This window comes from Pseudomonas sp. S49 (assembly GCF_009866785.1).
Classification (GTDB): Bacteria; Pseudomonadota; Gammaproteobacteria; order Pseudomonadales; family Pseudomonadaceae; genus Aquipseudomonas.
The window spans coordinates 2,978,872-3,001,085 of sequence record NZ_CP019432.1; the positions used below are offsets into that span (position 1 = coordinate 2,978,872).

The window sequence follows — 22,214 nt, forward strand, 5'->3', positions numbered from 1 at the left end:
CCTTATTCTTCATCGCACATCCCTGCATAAACCAAAACGCAGGGATGGCTGTTCATGATTCAGTTTTCACCCGTCAAATCACCTTTGAGCCTGGCCTTGCTGCTGGCAATCAACACGCTGCCGGCCATCGCTGCCGACAGCACGGTATCCGAACCGACGACTCAACTGCAGCGCGTCGAAGTCACGGGGACGGCAATCCGTCGGGTCGATGCAGAAACTGCGGTGCCGGTGACCATCCTGCGCGTAGAAGAGCTGCGCGAGCAGGGCGTGTCCACTACCGAGGAACTGGTCAGCCGGATATCCGCCAACCAGTCTTCGGTGGGTTCCGGTCGCTCGGTAGGGTCGAGCAGTGGGGGTGCGTCGTATGCGGATTTGCGTGGCATTGGCCCGAATAAAACCCTGGTGCTGCTCAACGGCCGTCGCCTGAGCAACAACGCGACCAACGCAATCAATGGCTCCGGTGTCGACCTCAACACCATTCCGTTCGCCGCCATTGACCGTGTCGAAGTACTGCGCGATGGCGCCTCGGCGTTGTACGGCACCGACGCGATTGGCGGGGTGATCAACTTCATCACAAAGACCAGCCTCACCGAAGGGCAGATCAGCACCAACTACGACACGCCCACCCATTCGGGGGGCGGTGAAAGCCGTAACTTCAGCGGCAGTTGGGGTTTCGGTGATTTGCAGGATGATCGCTTCAACGTGTTTGGCGTGGTCAGTTACGACAAGCAACAACGCCTGGCCGCCGAAGATCGCGGCTACACCTATAACTACCAGCCGAATCGTGGACTCGACTACACCTCCGGCACCGCCTCGCCGGCCAACTGGAGCCAGGGCAGTAACGCCACCAATCCATTGGCCGGTTCCGGCTGCAACGCACCGGGATTGCTGGCACGCAACGGAATCTGCCGGCAGAGCCTGTGGAACTACCTCGATCTGGTGCCGGAAACCGAGAAGACCTCGGCCTTCGCCAAAGCCACGGGCAAGCTGTCGGACGATCACAACGTCAGCCTCGAATACTTCTGGGCGCGCAACGAAAACCGCACGCAAATCGGCCCCGGCACGTTGATGGGTAATCAGGTCAATCCCGGCACCGCGTTCTATCCGGGTAACGGCATTACCCCTGGGCCGAACGGATTCGCCCTCGATCCGACACAACCGGTTGACGTCAACTGGCGTGAAACCGCTGTTGGCGCGCGCCAGCACGAAGACGACAACACCAGTCAGCGTTTGCTTTTGAGTTTTGATGGCACGCTGGTCGGCTGGGATTACAACGTCGGCGCTTCGTACAACCAGAACAAAGTGGTCAACAGCATCGAGGACGGCTACGTCAATGATCGTGCGGTCAGCGCCGGCATTGCCAACGGCGTGATTAACCCGTTCGGTCCGCAGACAGCTGCCGGTTCCGCGCTGTTGGCGGCCAACGCGGTGGACGGTGATTACGCCACGGCGGTAGGGCGGGTGAAGGCCATCGACGGGCGCATCAGTCGTGAAATCGGCGACTGGTTCGGTGCCGGCCCTTCAGCATTGGCGCTGGGCGGCGAGTATCGCAAGGAAGACTTCCATCAGGATTTCGCAGCATTTGCCGGCGACGTGCAAAGTCTTGGTGTTGATCCGAACGGCAGCGTTGCCGGGGATCGCAGCGTCTCCGCCGAATACGCCGAGGTCAACGTACCGGTGCTCGACAGCCTCGAACTGTCCGCCGCCGTACGCCATGACAAGTACAGCGATTTCGGCAGCACCACCAATCCGAAGTACTCGTTCCGCTTCCAGCCGTTCAAGGAACTGGTCGTGCGCGGTGCCTACAGCGAAGGGTTTCGCGCGCCATCGTTGTATGAGTTGTACAACCCGACTTTCACCAGTTTTACCAACGCCAACTACAACGATCCGCGCTTGTGCGCTGGCGGCAATCCGAGCAATGGCGGCATCGCCAACCGCGATTGCGCGCAGCAGTTCAATCGCACCAGCGGCGGCAATACCGACCTCAGCCCGGAAACCGCGCGCAACGTCACCCTCGGGTTTGTCTATCAACCGTTCGAGCGTCTGAGCGTCGGGCTGGATTTCTGGTGGATCGACATCGCCAACCAGATTGCCGAGTTCCCCGAATCGGCGGTGTTCGAGAATCCTGAGCTGTACCCGGATCGCCTGATCCGCAAGCCGGACGGCTCCATCGATCACATCGTCACCGGGCTGGCCAACCTCGGCAAGATCAAGACCAACGGCGTCGACGTCAGCTTCGATTACCGTTTACCGAGCACGCCGTACGGCAACTTCGGCATCGGCCTGCAAGGCACTTACGTCACCCGTTATGACTATCAGCAGCAACTCAAGGGCGACTACATCGACAAGCTGGGCGATTTCCGTGGCGGTGACTTTGCGTCGGCGGGTGCCGTGGCGCGCTGGCGCCACAGCCTGACCGGCAGCTGGAATTACGGTCCGTTCGGTGCGGCCCTTACCAACCGCTACACCAGCGGTTACCACGACTCTGATCGCGACACTCACGATTATGTGGGTTCGTACAACGTCTGGGATCTGGCCGGCACTTACACCTGGCGCAAGACCCTGAGCGTGACCCTCGGCGCGAAAAACCTGTTTGACCGCGAACCACCGTTCAGCAACCAGACCTACACGTTCCAGAGCGGCTACGACCCGAAATACGGCGACCCGTTTGGGCGGACGCTGTACACGCGAGTCAGTTACAAGTTCTGAAAGTGGTCAGTTGTGGCGGGTTTTAGTCACCGATTGATCTAAAGCCTGCTCTATAAAAATCGCCGGCCTGTTGCACATCACAGGTAGGCAGAAGGTGTGTTGACTGCATTGACGCTTTCGCGAGCAAGCTCGCTCCCACAGGGATTTGTGTTCACGGAAGATCCATGTGGGAGCGAGCTTGCTCGCGAAGAGGCCGACAGCGACACCGTGTAAAAGGATCTGCCCATGTTCTCCAGGCTCATTTTATTCAGCGCATGTGCGCTTTTGACTCCGTTCAGTTGGGCCGCCCCGCAACCGGCGTTAACGGTCTACGGCGAACCCGCCAAATATGCCCCCGACTTCCAGCACCTGGCCTACGCCAATCCCGACGCACCGAAGGGCGGCAGCCTGCGCCGTTCTTCGCTGGAAAGCGGCCCGTTCGATCACCTGATTCCTTACACCGACAAAGGCACCGGCGTGGCCGATATCGATGGCTGGCTCTACGCGCCACTGGCCTATCGCAGCAAGGACGAACCCTACAGCGTCTACGGTCTGGTGGCGCAGCAGATGGAGCTCGATCCGGATCGCCGCTGGTTGCGTTTTTACCTCAACCCCAAGGCACGTTTCGACGACGGCACGCCGATCACCGCCGAAGACGTGCGTTACACCTTCGAGCTGTTCACCACTCAGGGCAGCCTCAAATACCGTCAGCAGTTTCGCGATGTCGCCGAGGTTGTCGTGGAGTCGCCGACGCAAGTGCGCTTCCTCTTCAAGAACAACGACAGCCGCACCTTGCCGCTGGACCTGGCGACACTGCCAGTGCTGCCCGAACATTGGTGGCGCACCCGCGATTTCGCCGAGGGCGGCGGTTTCGAGATTCCGCCGGGCAGCGGCCCGTACCGCATCAGCGCGGTGGATGCCGGGCGCAGCGTGAAATTTCAACGGGTGCAGGACTGGTGGGCCAAAGATCTGGCGATCACTCGTGGCCTGTACAACTTCGATCAACTGAGCGTGGAGTTCTTCGCCGACACCGACGTGTCGCGGCAGGTGCTCAAGGCTGGCGGTTTCGATTACAACCGCGAGTTTTCCGCCACCAGTTTCACCATCGGCTACGCGGGCGCTGCACTCGAGCAAGGCAAATTGCTTCGTGAACACCTCGCACCCGGTGCTGCGCAAGGCGCGCAGGGCTTTGTGTTCAACCTGCAAAAACCGCTGTTTCAGGATCGCCGGGTGCGTCAGGCCATCGCCATGCTCTGGGATTTCGAATGGAGCAACCGGCAAATGATGCGCAGCATGTACCTGCGTCAGCGCAGCTTCTTCTCCCACAGCGCACTGGCGGCCACCGCGTTGCCGGATGCCGAAGAGCTGAAGATTCTTGAGCCGTTGCGCGGAAAGATTCCCGATGAAGTGTTCACCACGGTGTTTGAAGCACCGAAAACCGACGGCAGTGGCAATATCCGCGCGGAACAATTGCAGGCGCTGAAACTGCTGGAGGCCGCTGGCTGGAAACCTCAGGGCGATCAGTTGGTGAACGCCAATGGCGAGCCGCTGCACTTCACGTTTCTCAATGGCCAGAAAGGTTTCGAACGGCTGTTGTTACCGTTCAAACGCAACCTGGCGCAGATCGGCATCGGCTTCGATATCCGCCAGGTCGACACCGCGCAATACACCAACCGCGTGCGCAATCGCGATTACGACATGATCGTCGCCGGTTACCCGGTAAGTCAGGCGCCGGGGCGCGAAATGTTCAATTACTTTGGCTCCGATGGCGCCGCTGATCCCGGCTCGAACAATTACATGGTGCTGCGCGATCCGGCCGTCGATGCACTGCTCGAAGGGCTGGTGCAGGCCGACAATCGCGAGAGTTTGCTGCGTCATGCTCATGCGTTGGATCGGGTGTTGCAGTGGGGCTATTACTGGGTGCCCAACTATTACCCGCCGGGGATTTCCACGGTGTGGTGGAACCGCTTCGGCCGACCGGCGATTGCCCCGCTGTACGACGCCGGTCTCGACACCTGGTGGGAAATCAGCCCGACCGCGCTGACCGCCACCCAGATGCCCAAGGAGTACAGCCATGTGGGGTTATAGCCTGCGGCGTCTGCTGCTGATCGTGCCGACCTTGCTCGCGATCCTGCTGGTCAATTTCGTCATCGTGCAAGCCGCGCCCGGAGGCCCGGTAGAACAGGCCATCGCGCGCTTGCAAGGCATCGGTGTCGGCGCGGCAGTGGGCTCCAGCCATGTCGAAACGGTTGGCGGCGAATCCCGCGCGACGCGTGGGCTGGACCCGAAACTGGTGGCCGATATCGAGCGCCAGTACGGCTTCGATAAACCGCCCAGCGAGCGCTTGTGGCTGATGCTCACAAGCTATGCACAACTGGATTTCGGTCAGAGTTTCTTTCGCGGTGCCAGCGTCACTGAGCTGATCTGGCAGAAGCTGCCGGTGACCTTGTCGCTGGGCCTGTGGGCGACACTGATCACCTATCTGGTGTCGATTCCGCTGGGCATTCGCAAAGCCGTGCACAACGGCTCGGCGTTCGATGTCTGGAGCAGCGTGGCGATCATCATCGGTTATGCGTTGCCCGGATTTCTCTTCGCACTGCTGCTGATCGTGGTGTTTGCCGGCGGCACGGCGCTGGACTGGTTTCCGGTGCGCGGACTGGTTTCGGACAACTTCGCCGAACTGTCGCCGTGGGCCAAGGTGGCCGACTATTTCTGGCACTTGGTGTTGCCGGTGACTGCCTTGGTCATTGGCGGCTTTGCGACCTTGACGATCCTCACCAAGAACAGCTTTCTCAACGAGATCTCACGGCTGTACGTGGTGACCGCGCGCGCCAAAGGGCTGAATCAAAGGCAGGTGTTGTACGGCCATGTGTTTCGCAATGCGATGCTGCTGGTCGTTGCCGGTTTGCCGCAAGCATTGGTGACGGTGTTCTTCGGCGGCTCGCTGCTGATTGAAGTGATCTTTTCCCTCGATGGCCTCGGGCGCCTCAGTTACGAAGCGGCAGTGGCGCGCGACTATCCGGTAGTGTTCGGCTCGCTGTTTATCTTCACCCTGTTTGGCCTGCTGATAAAACTGCTCGGCGACCTTTGCTACACGCTGGTCGACCCGCGCATCGACTTCACCGCGAGGGCTGCCTGATGCTGACATTGTCTCCAATCGGCCAGCGCCGCTGGGCTCGGTTCAAGGCGCATCGGCGCGGCTGGTGGTCGTTGTGGCTGTTTCTTGCGCTGTTCGGCCTGAGCCTCGGCGGTGAGCTGGTGGCCAATGACAAACCGCTGCTGGTGACGTATCAGGGCGACTGGTATTTCCCGGCGTTCAAGCGCTACACCGAGCAGGACTTCGGCGGTGAGTTGCCGTTTCAACCGGACTATCGCAGTGCTCAGGTGCGGCAGTTGATCGAGGGGCAGGGCGGGCGAATGTGGTTTGCGCCGATTCCGTTCGCGTTCGACACGGTCAATTACGACCTCACGGAGCCGGCGCCGAGTCCGCCCACCGGCGACAACTGGCTGGGCACCGATGATCAGGCGCGCGACGTGCTGGCGCGGGTGATTTTCGGCACACGTGTATCGCTGCTGTTTGCCTTGGCGCTGACGGCGGCGAGTGCAGTGATTGGCATCGCTGCCGGCGCGTTGCAGGGTTACTACGGCGGTTGGGTCGACTTGATCGGTCAGCGCTTGCTGGAGGTCTGGTCGGGGCTGCCGGTGTTGTACCTGCTGATCATTCTGTCCGGGTTTGTCGAGCCGAATTTCTGGTGGTTGCTGGGGATCATGGCGCTGTTTTCCTGGTTGAGCCTGGTCGATGTGGTGCGGGCCGAGTTCCTGCGCAGCCGTGGCCTGGAATATGTGAAAGCGGCGCGGGCTCTGGGTGTCGGCGATGCGCAGGTAATCGTTCGACACATTCTGCCCAATGCCATGAGCGCCACGCTGACCTATCTGCCGTTCATTCTCACCGGGGCAATTGCGACTTTGTCGGCGCTGGATTTTCTCGGTTTCGGCATGCCGGCCGGCAGCGCTTCGCTGGGCGAGTTGATCGGCCAGGGCAAGAGCAATCTGCAAGCGCCGTGGCTGGGTTTGACCGCGTTCTTTGCCTTGGCACTGATTCTTTCGCTACTGGTATTTATCGGCGAAGCCTGCCGCGATGCGTTTGATCCGAGGACTTGATATGCCAGAACATCTGATCGAAATACGCGACCTGCGCGTCGCCTTCAATGGCCAGTCTGTGGTGCACGGCATCGACCTTGATATCCGCCCCGGCGAATGTCTGGCGCTGGTCGGCGAATCCGGCTCGGGCAAATCGGTAACGGCGCACAGCATTCTGCAATTGCTCGACCTGGCCATCACCCGGATCGACGGCAGCATCCGCTATGCCGGCGAAGAGCTGCTGGGCGTGCATGAACGCTACTTGCGGCAATTGCGTGGCAACCGCATCGCGATGATTTTTCAGGAGCCGATGAGTTCGCTGAACCCTTTGCACACGATTGAGCGGCAGTTGGGCGAGAGCCTGGCGCTGCACAAGGGGCTGGCCGGGGCGGCGGCGCGTCAGCGAATTGTGCAGTTGCTCGAACTGGTGGGTATTCAGCGCCCGCGCGAGCGGCTCAAGGCCTATCCGCATCAACTGTCGGGCGGTCAGCGACAACGGGTGATGATTGCCATGGCGCTGGCCTGCGAGCCGCAGTTGCTGATCGCCGACGAGCCGACCACCGCGCTGGACGTGACCGTGCAACGCAAGATTCTGCTGTTGCTCAAAGAACTGCAGGAGCGCCTGGGCATGGCGCTGTTGATCATCAGTCATGATCTGAATCTGGTGCGCAATATCGCTCAGCGGGTGGCGGTCATGCGCGGCGGGGTGATTGTCGAACAGGCGTCGTGTGAACAGTTGTTCAACGCACCGCAACATCCTTACAGCATCGAGTTGCTCAACGCCGAACCGGGTGGCGAAGCGTTGTGCCGGGAGCCTGCGGAGGATTTGCTGGAGGTGCGTGATCTCAATGTGCGCTTCCGTTTGGGCGGTGGCTGGCTGCGCGCGAAGTCGTACTTGCACGCGGTCAACGGCATTGACTTGAAGCTTCAGCGCGGCAAGACCTTGGGGATTGTCGGCGAATCCGGTTCCGGCAAGTCGACGCTGGGCCAGGCGATTCTGCGTTTGCTCGATGCGCAAGGCAGTATTCGCTTTCAAGGCGAGGCGCTGGAGCACTTGAGCGGCAAACAACTCCGGCCGCTACGCAAACGCCTGCAAGTGGTGTTTCAGGATCCGTTTGGCAGCCTCAGTCCGCGCCTGTGTGTGGAGCAGATCATCGCCGAAGGACTACAGGTGCACAGCGATTTGGATGCCGCTGAGCGCGAACGGGCGGTGATCGATGTGTTGCGTGAAGTCGGTCTCGACCCTGCCACACGGCATCGCTATCCCCACGAGTTTTCCGGTGGTCAGCGGCAACGCATCGCGATTGCCCGGGCGCTGGTGCTCAAGCCCGACTTGATCCTGCTGGATGAGCCGACGTCGGCACTGGATCGCACGGTGCAAAAGCAGATCGTCGCTTTGCTGCGGCGTTTGCAGGCGGAGCACGGCCTGACCTATCTGTTCATCAGCCACGATCTGGCGGTGGTGCGAGCACTGGCGCATGACTTGATCGTGATGAAGGACGGTGAAGTGGTGGAGCGTGGCGAGACAAATACGCTGTTTCATGCAGCGCAGCATCCGTATACCCGAGAGTTGCTGGCCGCTTCGTTCAGCGGGTAACCCTGTAGGAGCTGTCGAGTGAAACGAGGCTGCGATCTTTTGACTTTGCGTTCTAAAAAAACAGGGTCAAAAGATCGCAGCGTGCCGCAGCTCCTACAGGGCCGAAACGCAAAAATCCCGCCACAGGGGGCGGGATTCTTGTGTCACTGAACGTCGCTATTACGACGGGAACAGCTCGGACAGTTTCATCGACAGCATCATGTCGCCTTCAACGCGCAGCTTGCCGCCCATGAACGCCTGCATGCCGTCGGTTTCGCCGCTGACGATACCTTTCAGGGTTTCGCTGTCCAGCACCAGCGTGCAGTTGGCGTCCGGGTTTTCGCCTTCCTGGATGTCGCAGGTGCCGTCTTTGACGATCAGCGAGTACTGCTTGTCTTCGTCAGTGATGTTGAAACCGAAGACCAGATCCAGACCGGCAGCAGCGGCTGGGTTGAACTTGGCTTGCATTGCTTTTACGGCATCGGCTACGGAGGTCATGGTTCGATCCTTTCTTGGATAATAGGAGCTGGTTGATTACAGCAAGGTTCACAGTTAACCGGACTCAGCGGAAAGTGATGAGTTCCGGAGCCTTCAACAGCTGCAGATGCGCATGACTGTTGAAGGAGGCCAAAGCCACCTCGCGACCGCGGAACTTCAGCTGGTTGAGCGAGGTGTTGACGATTTGCCAGTTCAATTCAAAGGCCTGTTTCGCAGGCATTTGCGTAATGAGGTGGAGCAGGGCAGTGATGGTGCCGCCGGAGGTGAACACGGCGATTTTCTGGTTTTTATCGGCCAGATCGAGAATCCGCTGCAGCCCGGCCTGGACGCGTTCGACGAAACCCAGCCAGCTTTCCAGCCCGGGCGGGTCGTAAGTGCCGGCCAGCCAGCGTTCGATGATCAGGGCGAAAATACGTTGGAATTCGCCACGGTTCTGCGCGGCGTTGCGCAAGATGTCGAGGGCTTCCGGCTCGTCTGCCAGCATGTCTGGGAGCAGGGCGCGGATCACCGCGTCGGCATCGAATTCGTTGAAGGCAGAATCGGTTTCCAGGATCGGCACCGACAGACCTTTGGCGGCGAACTGTTCCAGCGCGCTGGTGGCCGTGTGCTGCTGACGACGCAGGTCTCCGGCGAGGCAGCGATCGAAGCTGATCCCCAGTTCAGCGAGGTGCTGACCGAGGATTTCTGCCTGACGCACACCGGTCGGCGACAGGACGTCATAGTCGTCTGCACCAAAGGAGGCCTGGCCATGTCGAATCAAATAGATACTGCCCACGTCCGCGTCATCCCGGTACGTTGAAGGTTTGGCGAGGTTATGAGGATGACGGGTAGCTGTCAATGAAAAAACATACGCTTGTTTGAAATGCCCGTTACAGGGGTGTTGCCAGAGGTTTCACGGCTGGCCGATGAGCCGGCGCATGGGTATGCTGGAGCCATCCCGCGTGTGTTTCACATCCACGCACTGTTCTAAGGAGTCTCTGTGGAGTTTTTCACCGAATACGCCAGCTTCCTGGCCAAGACCGTCACGTTGGTGATAGCCATTCTGGTAGTGCTCGCCAGTTTTGCTGCATTGCGCAGCAAAGGCCGGCGCAAATCTGCCGGTCAGTTGCAGGTCAGCAAGCTCAATGATTTCTACAAGGGCCTGCGCGAGCGGCTGGAGCAGACCTTGCTCGACAAGGATCAGCTCAAGGCCTTGCGCAAGGGCGAAGCCAAGTCCGAGAAAAGCGAGAAGAAGCAGAAGAACAAGCCCGAGGCCAAACCTCGTGTGTTCGTGCTGGATTTCGACGGCGACATCAAAGCCTCGGCCACCGAGAGCCTGCGCCATGAAATCACCGCACTGCTGACCCTCGCCACGTCGAAAGACGAAGTCGTCCTGCGCCTGGAAAGCGGCGGCGGCATGGTCCACAGCTACGGCCTGGCGTCGTCGCAACTGGCGCGTATTCGCGAAGCCGGCGTGCCGTTGACCGTGTGCATCGACAAGGTCGCAGCCAGCGGCGGCTACATGATGGCGTGCATCGGCGAGAAGATCATCAGCGCGCCGTTCGCGATCCTCGGTTCGATCGGTGTTGTGGCGCAATTGCCTAACGTCAATCGCTTGCTGAAGAAGCACGATATCGACTTTGAAGTCCTCACCGCCGGCGAGTACAAACGCACCCTGACCGTGTTTGGCGAAAACACCGAGAAGGGCCGGGAGAAGTTCCAGGAAGACCTGGACATCACTCATCAGCTGTTCAAGAACTTCGTCGCCCGCTATCGCCCGCAACTGGCGATTGACGATGTGGCCACTGGTGAAGTCTGGCTCGGCGTCGCGGCGCTGGATAAACAACTGGTCGATGAACTCAAGACCAGCGATGAGTACCTCGCAGACCGGGCGAAAAAGGCCGAGGTCTATCACCTGCACTATGCCGAGCGCAAAAGCTTGCAAGAGCGCATTGGCATGGCCGCCAGCGGTTCAGTCGACCGCGTGCTGCTGAGCTGGTGGAGCCGCTTGACCCAGCAGCGCTTCTGGTAAATCGAACAGGCATAAAAAAACGCCGGTCACATGACCGGCGTTTTTTTGTTCGCGCTAAACCTGAAGACTTAGCGGCGACGGAACAGCGGCAGTGGCTCGTCGGTGGCGGCCTGATAGGTCACCGAGAAGTCCTTGAGACCTTCAAGGGCTTCGTACGGGTCTTTATCGGCGCGCACGGCGAAGGCGTCGAAGCCACAGCGGTGCATGTAGAACAGCTGATCACGCAGCACGTCGCCAATCGCCCGCAGTTCACCTTTGAAACCGTAACGGTCACGCAGCAGACGGGCGTTGGAGTAGTTGCGGCCGTCGGTGAACGCCGGGAAGTTCAAGGCAATCACCTGAAACTCGGCGACGTCTTCACCGATTTCTTCGGCTTCTTCGTCGGCGTCCAGCCACACACCCAGACCGCCGTCGCGAGCCTTGAGCATGCGGCTGTGTTCGCGCCACAGTTGCAGCGGCACGATCAGATCGTCGCAGTTGCTGATCTCGTCGATGTTGAAATCCTTGGGCAGCAAGTGCCAGGTTTCGTCGACGACCTCGTTGTTCTTAATGATTCGCTGCATAGACGCGTTCCTTGAAGAGGTCGATGCCAATACGCTGGTAGGTGTCGATGAAGCGCTCGTCTTCGGTACGTTGTTCAACGTACACGTCGATCAGCTTCGAGATCACGTCAGGCATGGCTTCCTGAGCGAAGGACGGGCCGAGGATCTTGCCCAGGCTCGCATCACGGCTGGCACTGCCGCCGAGGGAGACCTGATAGAACTCTTCGCCTTTCTTGTCGACGCCGAGGATGCCGATGTGGCCGACATGGTGGTGACCGCAGGCGTTCATGCAACCGGAGATGTTCAGGTCCAGCTCACCGATGTCGAACAGGTAGTCGAGATCATCGAAGCGGCGCTGGATCGATTCGGCAATCGGGATCGACTTGGCGTTGGCCAGCGAGCAGAAATCACCGCCAGGGCAGCAGATGATGTCGGTCAGCAGGCCGATGTTCGGCGTGGCGAAACCGCCTTCACGCAGTTCGCCCCAGAGGGTGAACAGTTGGCTTTGCTCGACGTCGGCAAGAATGATGTTCTGCTCGTGCGAGGTGCGCAACTGACCGAAGCTGTAGCGGTCGGCCAGATCGGCGACGGCATCGAGCTGCTTGTCAGTGATGTCGCCCGGGGCAACGCCGGTCGGCTTCAGCGACAGGGTTACGGCGACATAACCCGGCTTTTTGTGCGCCAGGGTGTTGCGGGTGCGCCAGCGAGCGAAACCCGGATGCTCTTTGTCGAGATCGGCGAGTTGCGCGGTCTGGTTTTCCAGCGCTTTGTAGTCCGGGTCGACGAAGTGCTTGGCCACGCGCTGCAGTTCAGCGTCGGTCAGTGTGGTCTGGCCACCGCGCAGGTGTTCCATTTCCGCATCGACTTTCTGCGCAAACACTTCAGGCGTGAGGGCTTTGACGAGGATCTTGATCCGCGCCTTGTATTTGTTGTCGCGACGGCCGTAGCGGTTGTACACGCGCAGGATGGCGTCGAGGTAGCTCAGCAGGTCCTGCCACGGCAGGAACTCGTTGATGAACGCGCCAACCACCGGCGTACGACCGAGGCCACCGCCCACCAGCACACGGAAACCCAGTTCGCCAGCGGCGTTGTGCACCGGCTCAAGGCCAATGTCGTGGACTTCAATGGCGGCACGGTCAGCGGTCGAACCGTTGACGGCGATCTTGAATTTGCGCGGCAGGTAGGCGAATTCCGGGTGGAATGTAGTCCACTGGCGGACGATTTCGCACCATGGGCGCGGGTCGATCACTTCGTCGGCGGCGACGCCGGCGAACTGGTCGGTGGTGACGTTGCGCAGGCAGTTGCCGCTGGTCTGGATCGCGTGCATCTGCACGGTGGCCAGTTCAGCCAGAATGTCCGGGATGTCTTCCACCGCCGGCCAGTTGAACTGCACGTTCTGCCGCGTACTGATGTGGGCGTAGCCCTTGTCGTAGTCGCGGGCAATCTTGGCCATCATGCGCGTCTGACGCGAAGTCAGCTGGCCGTAAGGCACCGCCACACGCAACATCGGCGCGAAGCGCTGGATGTAGAGGCCATTTTGCAGGCGCAGGGGGCGGAATTCTTCTTCGCTCAGCTCACCTGCCAGATAGCGTCGGGTCTGATCACGGAACTGCTTGACGCGGTCCTCGATGATCCGCTGATCGTACTCGTCGTATACGTACATATAAGTCCTGTTCTCAGGCTTTGGGCTGCTCGGAAAACGCTGCGTTTTCGCTTGCTGAAGTCCGATGGTGCCTCTGCAATTCTGCGCGCACGGCCGCGCGCTCCCTAAGGGAGCCGGGGCAATATACCTGTTTGCAGTTATGCGCAAAAGTGATGTTTGAGTATATGGAAAGAACCAAATCGCCTAACGAGAATGGCTGTCAACTAACCCACATTTGTCGTGCGGACAATCATCGTCTTAACTGTGGTCGAGTCTTTCTGCAATCACCGATAAAACCGACAAGAGGCGATGCAATGAGCAACCCGACCAAGGCAAGAAAAAGCGACAGCAGTGTCGATGCGTGGGCCATTTTGTTCCTGATCATTCTCGTAGTAGGAACAGCGGTATTCTGGGTCAGCCATCAGTAAACGACCCATCCGGGCCCGCACCCGACGAATTGTCGGACAAAAACGGGATCAGGCATCAATAGCCGGTGGATCGATGGCTATAATGCGCGGCCATTTTTCCTTGGGCCCGGATGTTTCATGTTCAAGCTCTTCCACATCAGTCTTCTGTTGTTCGGCGCGCTGTTCCAGAGCGGCGCGCGGGCCGAGTCTGTGCTGTTTCTGAATCCGGGCTCGACGCAGGAAACCTTCTGGGTCAGTTATTCGCAATTCATGCAGGCGGCCGCCCGGGATCTGGGTATCGATCTGCACATCCTCTATTCCCAGCGCCAGCCCGAATTGACCCTGGCGCAGGCACGCCTGGCGTTGCAGGGGCCGAATCGTCCCGACTACCTGATTTTCGTCAATGAACAATACGTCGCCCCGCAAATCCTGCGCCTGGCCGAGAACAGCGGCGTGAAGCTCTTCATGGTCAACGCCGTGCTGACACCTGACCAACAGGCGCTGGTCGGCGAGCGTGACGATCGCATCGGCAGTCTGGTGCCGAATGACGAGGAGGGCGGCTACTTGATGATGAAGGAGTTGATCCGCCTGCATCCGGCTGCGGCAGGCACTGAGCCGATTGAAGTGTTGGCGTTTTCCGGGCTGAAGGTCACCCCTTCGGCGCAACTGCGCGAGCGCGGCATGCAGCGGGCGTTGGCCGAACACCCACAGACACGCTTGCGACAGCTGGTTTACAGCGGCTGGACGCAAGAACGCGCCTATGAGCAGGCCAAACAGCTGTTTGCCCGTTACCCGAAGGTGTCGCTGGTGTGGTCGGCCAATGATGAAATGGCCTTCGGCGCGATGCGTGCGTATGCCGAGACGGGCAAAGTCCCCGGCAAAGATGCATTGTTCAGCGCGGTCAACACCTCACCGGCAGCCTTGCAGGCATTGGTCGACGGACGCCTGAGCGCATTGGTTGGCGAGCATTTCACCCTGGGTGGCTGGGCGTTGGTCGAGGTGCATGACGTTGCGCAAGGCGTCGAACTGGATCGTTACGGTGGCCGCGACCGACAGATTCCCTTGCTGCAATTGATCGACAAACAGCATGCCCGACAAATGCTGGCCATGGGCAAGTCGCCGAACTACGGCGTGAATTTCCGCAAGCTCTCAGCCAAGGGGCAGCCGGATTCCTACCGCTACCCGTTCAACTTGCAGACGCTGATGCGCTGACCGCATCAGACCCCGGCGAAATGCAGCACCAGTTTGACGATGGCAAACAATGCCAGCGCAAACACCGCGGTGAAGAGAATGCCCAGGATGACGAAATGGCTGGGCTTGCCATGGGTGAAGTCCCTTGCCCGGTTCTTGCCGCTCTGCACACCGAATGCCGCAGCCATCACGCTGTGCAGCATCTGCCAGAAGGTCGGTGGCTTGTTGTCGACTGGATCGTCCATAAATCCCTCTTTGAAAATCGTGCCTCACAAGCATAGTCAAAATACGCGCAGGCGCCTGAGGTGGCCGCCCAGACATATCGTTACAACTGCGTCATGGCGCGATAACTATGTACCGCAGAGGCGTTCGCCCGGGATGGTCTGCTGACGCTCCATTTACAGGAGCGATGTATGTCCCCCGATTCCAGCCCCCAGCAGGTCAACGACAAACCGGCCAAACCTGTGGTCACGGGCAGTCTCCACGCTGAGTATCTCGAAGGCGCGGTTGCGCAATGGCTGGTCGACGCTGCTGCGCAAAGGAAGAATGAGATCAAACAGGCCAGGCCAGTGATACCGGCCTGGTACAGACAAGCGTCGTCGCAGCAACGCCAGGCGCTGGACAGCAGTTTCAGGGACAGTGTCATGGCCCAGTCTGCACTGGACAAAACAATGTCCCCGCTCAAGGACATCGACGCGTTTGCCCGGCCGCTACTGACGCAAACGCTGCACGAGCACTACAAGATCACTGTCGATGTCGACAAGACTTTCCTCAGCCTCAGGCGTTCTTTGGCCGTGAGTATTTTCAGTGTGGAAATCGGCTCATTCGAAGTCTTGAACCTGACGATGCTTCAGGCTGCACTGCACAATTTCGAAATCCGCGAATGCCTGCCCGGTGCCTTTCACGACAGTTCGGGTTTTGAGGAAGAAACCACCACGGCCGGTACTTTTGCCCCGGTAACGGTCAACCTGAGCGTTATGGAGTTTCTGCGTTTGTGCCGTCATCTGGACCTTGGCGCGAAGTACCAGGCGTATCTCAAGGCGTTTTTCCACACTGCGGACCCAGACCTGGCAAAGACATTACGCACGCAGTTCATTGCCAGCCAGAAAGCCGCCATGCGGGCGGCGGCCGAGCAAGCGTTGCTGACCAAGGATATTCGGCCGGAAGATCACGCGATGATCCTCTCGGTCATCGCCGGTGAAAAACATCCTGAAGTGCGCGGCAGACAGGTCTGGTTTCATGATCTGGGCCTGATGCGACACAGACTGACCGGCTGCGTCGCTTTTGCTATCGGCCAGAGGCGTCGGGCCCCTGAAGCGGTCATTGTCTACGTGCCCAATGATCCTGAGCATCCGCTGAAGCGCTACACCGGGACGCAAATGGAGGAGACGTTCAAGCACCGGTTGACTGCCCGGGATGCACAAACCGCGCAGAGTGCCGAGCCGACGCCTTACCAGCGGTTCTTCAGCCAGTTCCTGCCTTACGACCAGCGCCCTTACTATTTCAGTCAGTTCGTGCGCGAGTCTGGCGATTCACCGCCGAGTGTCATTTCGTCGTCCTGGCGCAGAATTCCAGCGGCCTTCGGCTTGCTGTCGGCTTTTGTCGATTTCCGGGAATTGCCACCCGAACACCCGGAAATGCAGCCGGATCCTGATCCCTATATTGGCGTTTCGATCATTGCGCGAGACGAACACGATCCATGGGCTGAAAACAGCGACCTCTGGGCCAGGCTGTATGAGCGGCATCGCGACAAAGTACTGGCCGATGCTCGTAGTCATGCGGTGCCGTCGAGTGACATCGACGCCAAGGTGCGCGATGCAAAGCTTGCGGCCCTGCTGCAAGTCGGGCTGCTGGCGCTCAACCTGGTGTCCATGTTCGTGCCGGTTCTCGGCGAGGTCATGCTGGCGATCATGGCGGGGCAACTGCTGTACGAAACCTTCGAGGGCGCGCTCGAATGGAGTGAGGGCGACAAGCACGCTGCCAAGGCGCATTTGATCGATGTCGCGGAAAACCTCGCCCTCATCGGCGTAATGAGCGCTGCCGGGGCTGGGCTCAGCAAGCTCACGGCGGTCAAGCCGGAACCGGTGATCGAGGACTTGCACCCGGTGACCTTGCCCAACGGGGAAACACGCCTGTGGAAAGCAGATCTGAGCGGCTATGAGCAAGACATCAGCTTAAGCGCCGCGACCGGCCCGGATCAGCTGGGTCGCTATCAACTCAACGGCAAAACGTATCTGCGTCAGGGCGAAAAGGTCTACGAGCTGATTGTCGATCCGGCCACCGCGCAGTGGCGGATCAAACATCCCGGTGCGCCCAACGCTTACCAACCAGTGCTGCAACACAATGGCCAAGGTGCCTGGCGCCATACGCTGGAACAACCGATGAGCTGGAATCGCCTGACGCTGTTGCGGCGCATGGGGCATGTCACCGATGGGCTGTCCGATGAAACGTTACTGACGCTGGCCGACGTCAGCGGCGTCAGCGAAAACAGCTTACGCAAGATGCACCTGGATCACGCGTGCGCGCCGCCCGAATTGCGCGACGCCCTGCGCTTGTTCAAAGCCGATGCGCAGGTCGCGCAAATGATCGAGCAATTACGCGGTGCGACACCGATTGATGATCGTTATTTGCTTGCTTTACCGCAGGTCACGCACATGCCGCGCTGGCCGTACGATCGGGAATTGGAGGTCTTCGCCGGCCCCGAGCTGTCGGGGCCGGCGATTGGCTATGGCAGCGAAAAAACCGTGCCCGGCGTCAGCACCAAACCAGCGATCCAGCTCACGCGCGCACAGGTGCTGAATGGGGAAATGCCTGAGCGGATTCTTGCGGCACTGGAAGAGAACGAGATCAACTATTTGCTTGGCAGGGCCACCGCGCAATTTCGCGTAGCGAGGCCCGAGGCGTTCGGCCGGCAGTTGGCGGAGCATGTTTATACGCGCCAGGCTTCAATTGTTGACAGCCTGTACCGCAGCAGTGAGCCGGACAGTGTTCGCCTGCGTATCCTGCGACGCGAAACGCCCGGTCTGAGCGAGGCTGCCGCGCAGGATGTGCTCGATCACGCCACGCCGGCGGAGCTGGTGCGTCTGGACACCATCAAACGGGCACCGCTGAACCTGCTTGAAGAGGCGCGCTGGCATGCCGGTCGCGGTCGCCAGACTCGCGCATTTGCCGGTTTGCACAGCGAAAACCTCGCGTCGGCGGATAGCCGCCGCCTCGCTTTGCACGCGATGTCACAGTTGCCGGGCTGGCCGCAGTCGTTACGTCTGGAGATTCGCGAGGGCAGTCCGACTGGCGCGTTGCTCGACAGCCTCGGTGAAAACTCCGCGGCCAACCGAACCTATCTGATCAAGGACGGGCCGTTTTATCAGGCCTTCGACGACCGAGGGCAGCCGCTGAACAGCACGCCCAGACCGGCTGACAGCTTTTACCGCGCGATCATGCGCGTGCTGCCCGATGACGATGCTGCCGCGATGGGCTTGAGCGATGGCAGCCGAAGTCATCAGTTGCAGCGCAAGGTTATCGAGTCTGCGCTCAAGCACCGTGAGGGTGTTGCGCAATTGCTGGCGCCACAGGCCAAGCGGTTCAAAGCGCCGAGCCGAGTTGGCGCCACGCTGAAGGGCTATTACGCGAGTGGGCGAGGCTCCGGCCTGCGTCCCTCGCTTTGGGTACGGGTGATGGACCTCTATCCGGGGCCGCAACAGGCAGAGGCATTTCTCCAGCAGCAACGTGGCCGGACTGACCAGCAAATCTACTCGGTGCTGCAGACGCGCCGACGTGAGTGGGAAGGGCTCAACGCTGCGCTTGACCAGTGGCAGGCCGGTCCGTCCGGCAGCGAGGCCGCGCAGGGCAGATTGCGGTTTGCCCAGGCCGTCCGGGACGCCTGGCGCAACGCACCACTCGCCGCGCAGGTTGCGGACGCAGCACGCTTGTCGCTGGTGTGTGATGCGCCGTTGCCAGAGCTGAACACTTCTTTTGTTCACATACGCGAGCTGTCGGTGGCTGGCAGCGGCTTGACGGACGCTAATGCGAATGCCTTTCTGGCGCAGTTTCCCGAGGTGACTCATCTGTCGATAGGCAACCTTGAGCGGGGTCTCGAATACCTGTCGTCCAGAACCCGTCCGCTCACGTCAGTGCCGTCGGCGGTCGCCCGGTTGCCCCGGCTTGTCAGCCTGCGCTTTTCCACCCATGCGCCGGTACTGGCGGCGGATTTTCCGGCAACGCTGGGCACGCTTACGTCGCTGGAAACGCTGCACCTCGACTATGCCGGCTTCGATGCCAGAAGCCTGCATGCGCTGGATCTGAGCCCTTTGCGGCACTTGCGTACCTTGCGCATCGACGCGCCCTATGCGTTATGGCAATGGCCGGCGTACGTCGAGGGGCTTGCGCAACTGCAACGTCTGGATCTGACGCACAGCGCAATCCGCGCGCTGCCCGAATCCCTGTATAGCGGACAAGAGCGGCTCTGGTCCGGTTTGTCGCTGGACTGGGCGGCGCTGGCTCCGGCGCAGTTCATGCGTGCTTACGAATATGTCCGCAACTACTCCGGTGAGCTCGGCCATCTGGTCGATCTGAATCAGATGGTCAGCCAGTATTGCCGGGCGGAGCTGGACTTCATGGCGACCTTGCCCGATCCGCACGACCCCTTACCGGCAAGCTTCGATGCCGCATGGACAACGCCCGAGGCGCGAATGACGGCGATTGCCCGACTCAGGGCTGAGCACGACGCAATCTTTGCCCGGTTTCATATGCCGACCCATCCGCAGGCGATGCGCTTTACAGGGCTCCGCTGGCAATGGGCAACGGGGCGCAACGCGGCGACTTTACGCGCCCTCAAGCAAAGCTGGAATGCCGCCATCCGCCAACGTTATGGCGTGCCCGGCGACATTGCCACGTTTGAATTGCCGGTATCGAGAGTGGGGCTGGTTGAGCAGGCAGGCATGGAGCAAATCATCGAATTGCCTCCCTTGCCCGCCGGTAGCTTTGCCCACATCCGCACACTGCGTCTGGGGCAGCTGGATGTTCCCGTCGGGCAGGCGCGGGCCTTTATCCGGGGGTTCAGTGCGACCGAAACGCTGGTCATGACGGGGAACAATTTCACTGAGTTACCGTTTGCCGCTGCTGATCTGCCAGCGTTGATGCAACTCGACGTATCGGCCAACAGCATCGTGGTCACCCCGGCGGTGCAGGCGCAATTCAATGGTCTGCAGCGACTCAGAAGCCTGAACCTGCAAGCCAACCCGCTGGGCCAACTGGATGCAAGTGCCTTCAGCCAGCTTCAGGCGCTGAACCTCAGAGCGACGCGCTTGCAAGCCTGGCCTGCCGGTGCCGAGCGTCTTGAGCAGTTGTACTGGCTCGACTTGCGTGACAACGCGATCGCCGCGCTCTCGCCACAAGTCTTGGCCGATCCGCACGCGCTGATGAAAGTCAATCTGCGCGGCAATGCGTTCAGTCCTGCCGGTGAGGCTGCCCTGAACGCCGCGTTACAGCGCATCGAACACGACGTCGTGTTACCCGAAGGCTCACTCGCGCGTTTTGCCGAGGAGCCCGTCCCTGACAACACTTTGCCGAGCCAGTCGGGCTGGTCGTTGAGGAGCCTGTTAATGGCGCTTCCCGAACCCGCGCAAATCGCTCAATGGCATCAGGCTTGCGAAGGACTGATCCGGCAGTTGAACGGCTGGCTGTTTACGCGGGGTGTGTCCACGGGCGAGCGCCGAGTGTCTGCGCAAAGCCGTTCCCGCGCTGCGGTACGTATCCGCGATGCCTGGCTTGCGGGACTCGGGCATGGCCCCGGTGCAGAAGGGCTGACGCTCAGCCTTGAGGGCTTGCAGACCGGCGATTTGCCAAGCCTGATGGTGCCGCTTGTGAGCGTCACCGTGCTGGATCTGAGCGGTGTGGGTATGACCACCGCCGGCGCATCCGGTTTTCTGCAAGCCTTTGCCAATCTCAGGACGTTGAGGCTCAGTGGCAATCAGCTGATGGGTGTTCCCCTGCCGTTACTGCACATGAGTCAGCTGGAGCGCCTGGAAATGCAGTATTGCGAGCTGTCCAGCGCCACCAGCGTCTATCCGTTGCTCGCTAGTACCCGGTTGCGCTGGCTCGACCTCAGTTATAACGATCTTCAGGTATTCAACCCGCCTGGATTAGCTGCTGTCGAAACGCTTGATCTGCGCTTCAACGAGCTGATTGATTGGCCCGGCGCTGTACTCGAAGCGCCAAACCTGCGGACGTTGAACCTCAGTGGCAACGACATCACCGACATTCCCGATGAAATCTTCGACGGTAGTCACGCGCAACTGATCGCGGGCACAGACTTGTCGGAGAACACGGAACTGTCACTTCACGCGTTGCAGCGACTCAGGTTCCACAGCCGCGTCAACCACGCTCCGGAGCTATTGGGCATTGCGCGCGAGGACATTGACGGCATGATCGACGCGCAAGTCTTTGGCATCGACGAAAGCGGTTTTTCAGAGGCGGGCAGTGACAGCAACGGTTCTGCCGAGGGAGCTGTCGGCATTGATATACATGCCGTGGTGGCGCCCGTTGAACCGCTCTTTGATCCGGCTCTGGCTATATCGCCTGAATCATTGAATCCCTGGCTGGCGGGTGCTCCGCCGGCATTGGCCACCACGCGAACAACCCTTTGGACGCGGTTGGCGGAAGAACCGAATCACGAGCGTTTTTTTCAGCTGATCTACCTGTTGCGTTATGCCCAGGACTTTCGCCTTGCGCGCGCCGATCTGACCCAAAGGTTGTGGCGTGTCATGGAGGCTGCCAGTGAAAACAGCGAACTGCGCGAATTGATGTTCCACAACGCCGAGACGCACGGTGCGTGTCCGGATGGCCGAATTCTGACGTTCAGCGAGCTGGAGGTGCGCGCTTATGAATACACCGCGCTGCGCGATATTCCGCACGACCGCCCGGACCTTCGCGGACGGGCCTTGCTCGATCTGACTCGACGGCTGTTTCGACTGGAGCGGGTCGACAGGTTGGCAGAAGCTGCCGGACGCCATCAGGACCGGGCGCAAATCCGCCTGCGCTACCGGATCGGCATGACTCGCGGCTGGCCGGACGGGCTGGAGTTGCCGGGCCAGCCGGAACACGCGCTGTACGACACGCCGATCAGCGGGCAGCGCTTGATCGATGCTCGGGCTGCGGTGTTGGCGGATGAGGCGTCCAGCCTGTTCCTCGACGACCTGATCTCGCGGGATTACTGGAGTCGTTACCTGAAAGATATTTACCCTGACGTTTTCGACGAACTGGAACGCAACGCCACACAACGCCTGGAAGAGGTCGAGGACGCCCATCCGGACAAACACGGCGATGACGCGTCACGCGAACGCTATCTGCAGGCCATGAACCTGCTGGAGATCGAGTTGGCGCTGGCACGCGCCGACAGGCTGAAGGAGCTGTCCCGAACGGAACTGCAAAAGCTGGCGACGGTGGTTATCGATGCACCCCCCGCGCCATCGTCACCGCAACCGGGGCCCTCAAGACGCCAATGAGTGACTGAACGGACCTG

General features: G+C 60.2%; 13 protein-coding genes. 8 read left to right on the top strand and 5 right to left on the bottom strand.

The features are described from left to right. The first annotated feature begins 54 nt into the window (after positions 1-54). The 5 genes from PspS49_RS13205 (at position 55) to PspS49_RS13225 (ending at position 8,425) form a co-directional block, all read left to right on the top strand. Positions 55-2,709, top strand: coding sequence for a TonB-dependent receptor (locus tag PspS49_RS13205; protein ID WP_160039683.1), 2,655 nt, complete (start codon positions 55-57; stop codon positions 2,707-2,709). A 225-nt stretch (positions 2,710-2,934) separates the two neighbouring features. Then, positions 2,935-4,776, top strand: coding sequence for an extracellular solute-binding protein (locus PspS49_RS13210; protein WP_127927063.1), 1,842 nt, complete (start codon positions 2,935-2,937; stop codon positions 4,774-4,776). Then, entirely contained in the window at positions 4,763-5,827 is a 1,065-nt protein-coding gene (locus PspS49_RS13215; RefSeq protein ID WP_127927065.1) for a microcin C ABC transporter permease YejB, read from the top strand. The genes PspS49_RS13210 and PspS49_RS13215 overlap by 14 nt, the downstream gene beginning before the upstream one ends. Continuing rightward, positions 5,827-6,849 (top strand): ABC transporter permease, encoded by a 1,023-nt coding sequence (locus PspS49_RS13220; protein ID WP_160039685.1) that lies wholly within the window; start codon positions 5,827-5,829, stop codon positions 6,847-6,849. Before PspS49_RS13215 ends, PspS49_RS13220 begins: the two co-directional genes overlap by 1 nt. Position 6,850: 1 nt before the next feature. Then, complete coding sequence (locus PspS49_RS13225) at positions 6,851-8,425, top strand: ABC transporter ATP-binding protein (protein ID WP_160039687.1); 1,575 nt, start codon at positions 6,851-6,853, stop codon at positions 8,423-8,425. A 159-nt stretch (positions 8,426-8,584) separates the two neighbouring features. Here the strand turns inward: PspS49_RS13225 and PspS49_RS13230 are convergent, their stop codons facing one another. Both PspS49_RS13230 and PspS49_RS13235 read right to left on the bottom strand, forming a co-directional pair. After that, a complete protein-coding gene (locus tag PspS49_RS13230) occupies positions 8,585-8,902 on the bottom strand; it encodes an SCP2 sterol-binding domain-containing protein (protein WP_007912567.1) in 318 nt (105 codons plus the stop codon). Positions 8,903-8,966: 64 nt separating this feature from the next. Beyond that, positions 8,967-9,677, bottom strand: a complete 711-nt coding sequence (locus tag PspS49_RS13235) for a histidine phosphatase family protein (protein ID WP_150774536.1) — start codon at positions 9,675-9,677, stop codon at positions 8,967-8,969. A gap of 204 nt (positions 9,678-9,881) precedes the next feature. Between PspS49_RS13235 and sohB the strand changes: the two genes are divergently transcribed. Further along, positions 9,882-10,913 (top strand): protease SohB, encoded by a 1,032-nt coding sequence (gene sohB / locus PspS49_RS13240; protein ID WP_127927073.1) that lies wholly within the window; start codon positions 9,882-9,884, stop codon positions 10,911-10,913. A 68-nt stretch (positions 10,914-10,981) separates the two neighbouring features. Here sohB and PspS49_RS13245 read toward each other — a convergent pair whose 3' ends face one another. Together PspS49_RS13245 and PspS49_RS13250 are read right to left on the bottom strand one after the other, a co-directional pair. Then, a complete protein-coding gene (locus PspS49_RS13245; RefSeq protein ID WP_007912572.1) occupies positions 10,982-11,476 on the bottom strand; it encodes a DUF934 domain-containing protein in 495 nt (164 codons plus the stop codon). Beyond that, complete coding sequence (locus PspS49_RS13250; protein ID WP_105708966.1) at positions 11,460-13,118, bottom strand: nitrite/sulfite reductase; 1,659 nt, start codon at positions 13,116-13,118, stop codon at positions 11,460-11,462. Before PspS49_RS13250 ends, PspS49_RS13245 begins: the two co-directional genes overlap by 17 nt. 524 nt (positions 13,119-13,642) lie before the next feature. On the opposite strand from PspS49_RS13250, the gene PspS49_RS13255 reads away from it, so the two are divergent. After that, on the top strand, positions 13,643-14,716 hold the full coding sequence (locus PspS49_RS13255; RefSeq protein ID WP_160039689.1) for an ABC transporter substrate-binding protein: 1,074 nt from the start codon (positions 13,643-13,645) through the stop codon (positions 14,714-14,716). A gap of 5 nt (positions 14,717-14,721) precedes the next feature. On the opposite strand, the gene PspS49_RS13260 is transcribed toward PspS49_RS13255, so the two are convergent. Next, positions 14,722-14,940 carry a DUF2970 domain-containing protein gene (locus tag PspS49_RS13260; RefSeq protein WP_127927077.1) on the bottom strand — a complete coding sequence of 73 codons (219 nt, stop codon included), beginning with the start codon at positions 14,938-14,940 and terminating at the stop codon, positions 14,722-14,724. 168 nt (positions 14,941-15,108) lie between these two features. Between PspS49_RS13260 and PspS49_RS13265 the strand changes: the two genes are divergently transcribed. After that, entirely contained in the window at positions 15,109-22,197 is a 7,089-nt protein-coding gene (locus PspS49_RS13265; RefSeq protein WP_160039691.1) for a DUF6543 domain-containing protein, read from the top strand. Positions 22,198-22,214 lie beyond the last annotated feature (17 nt).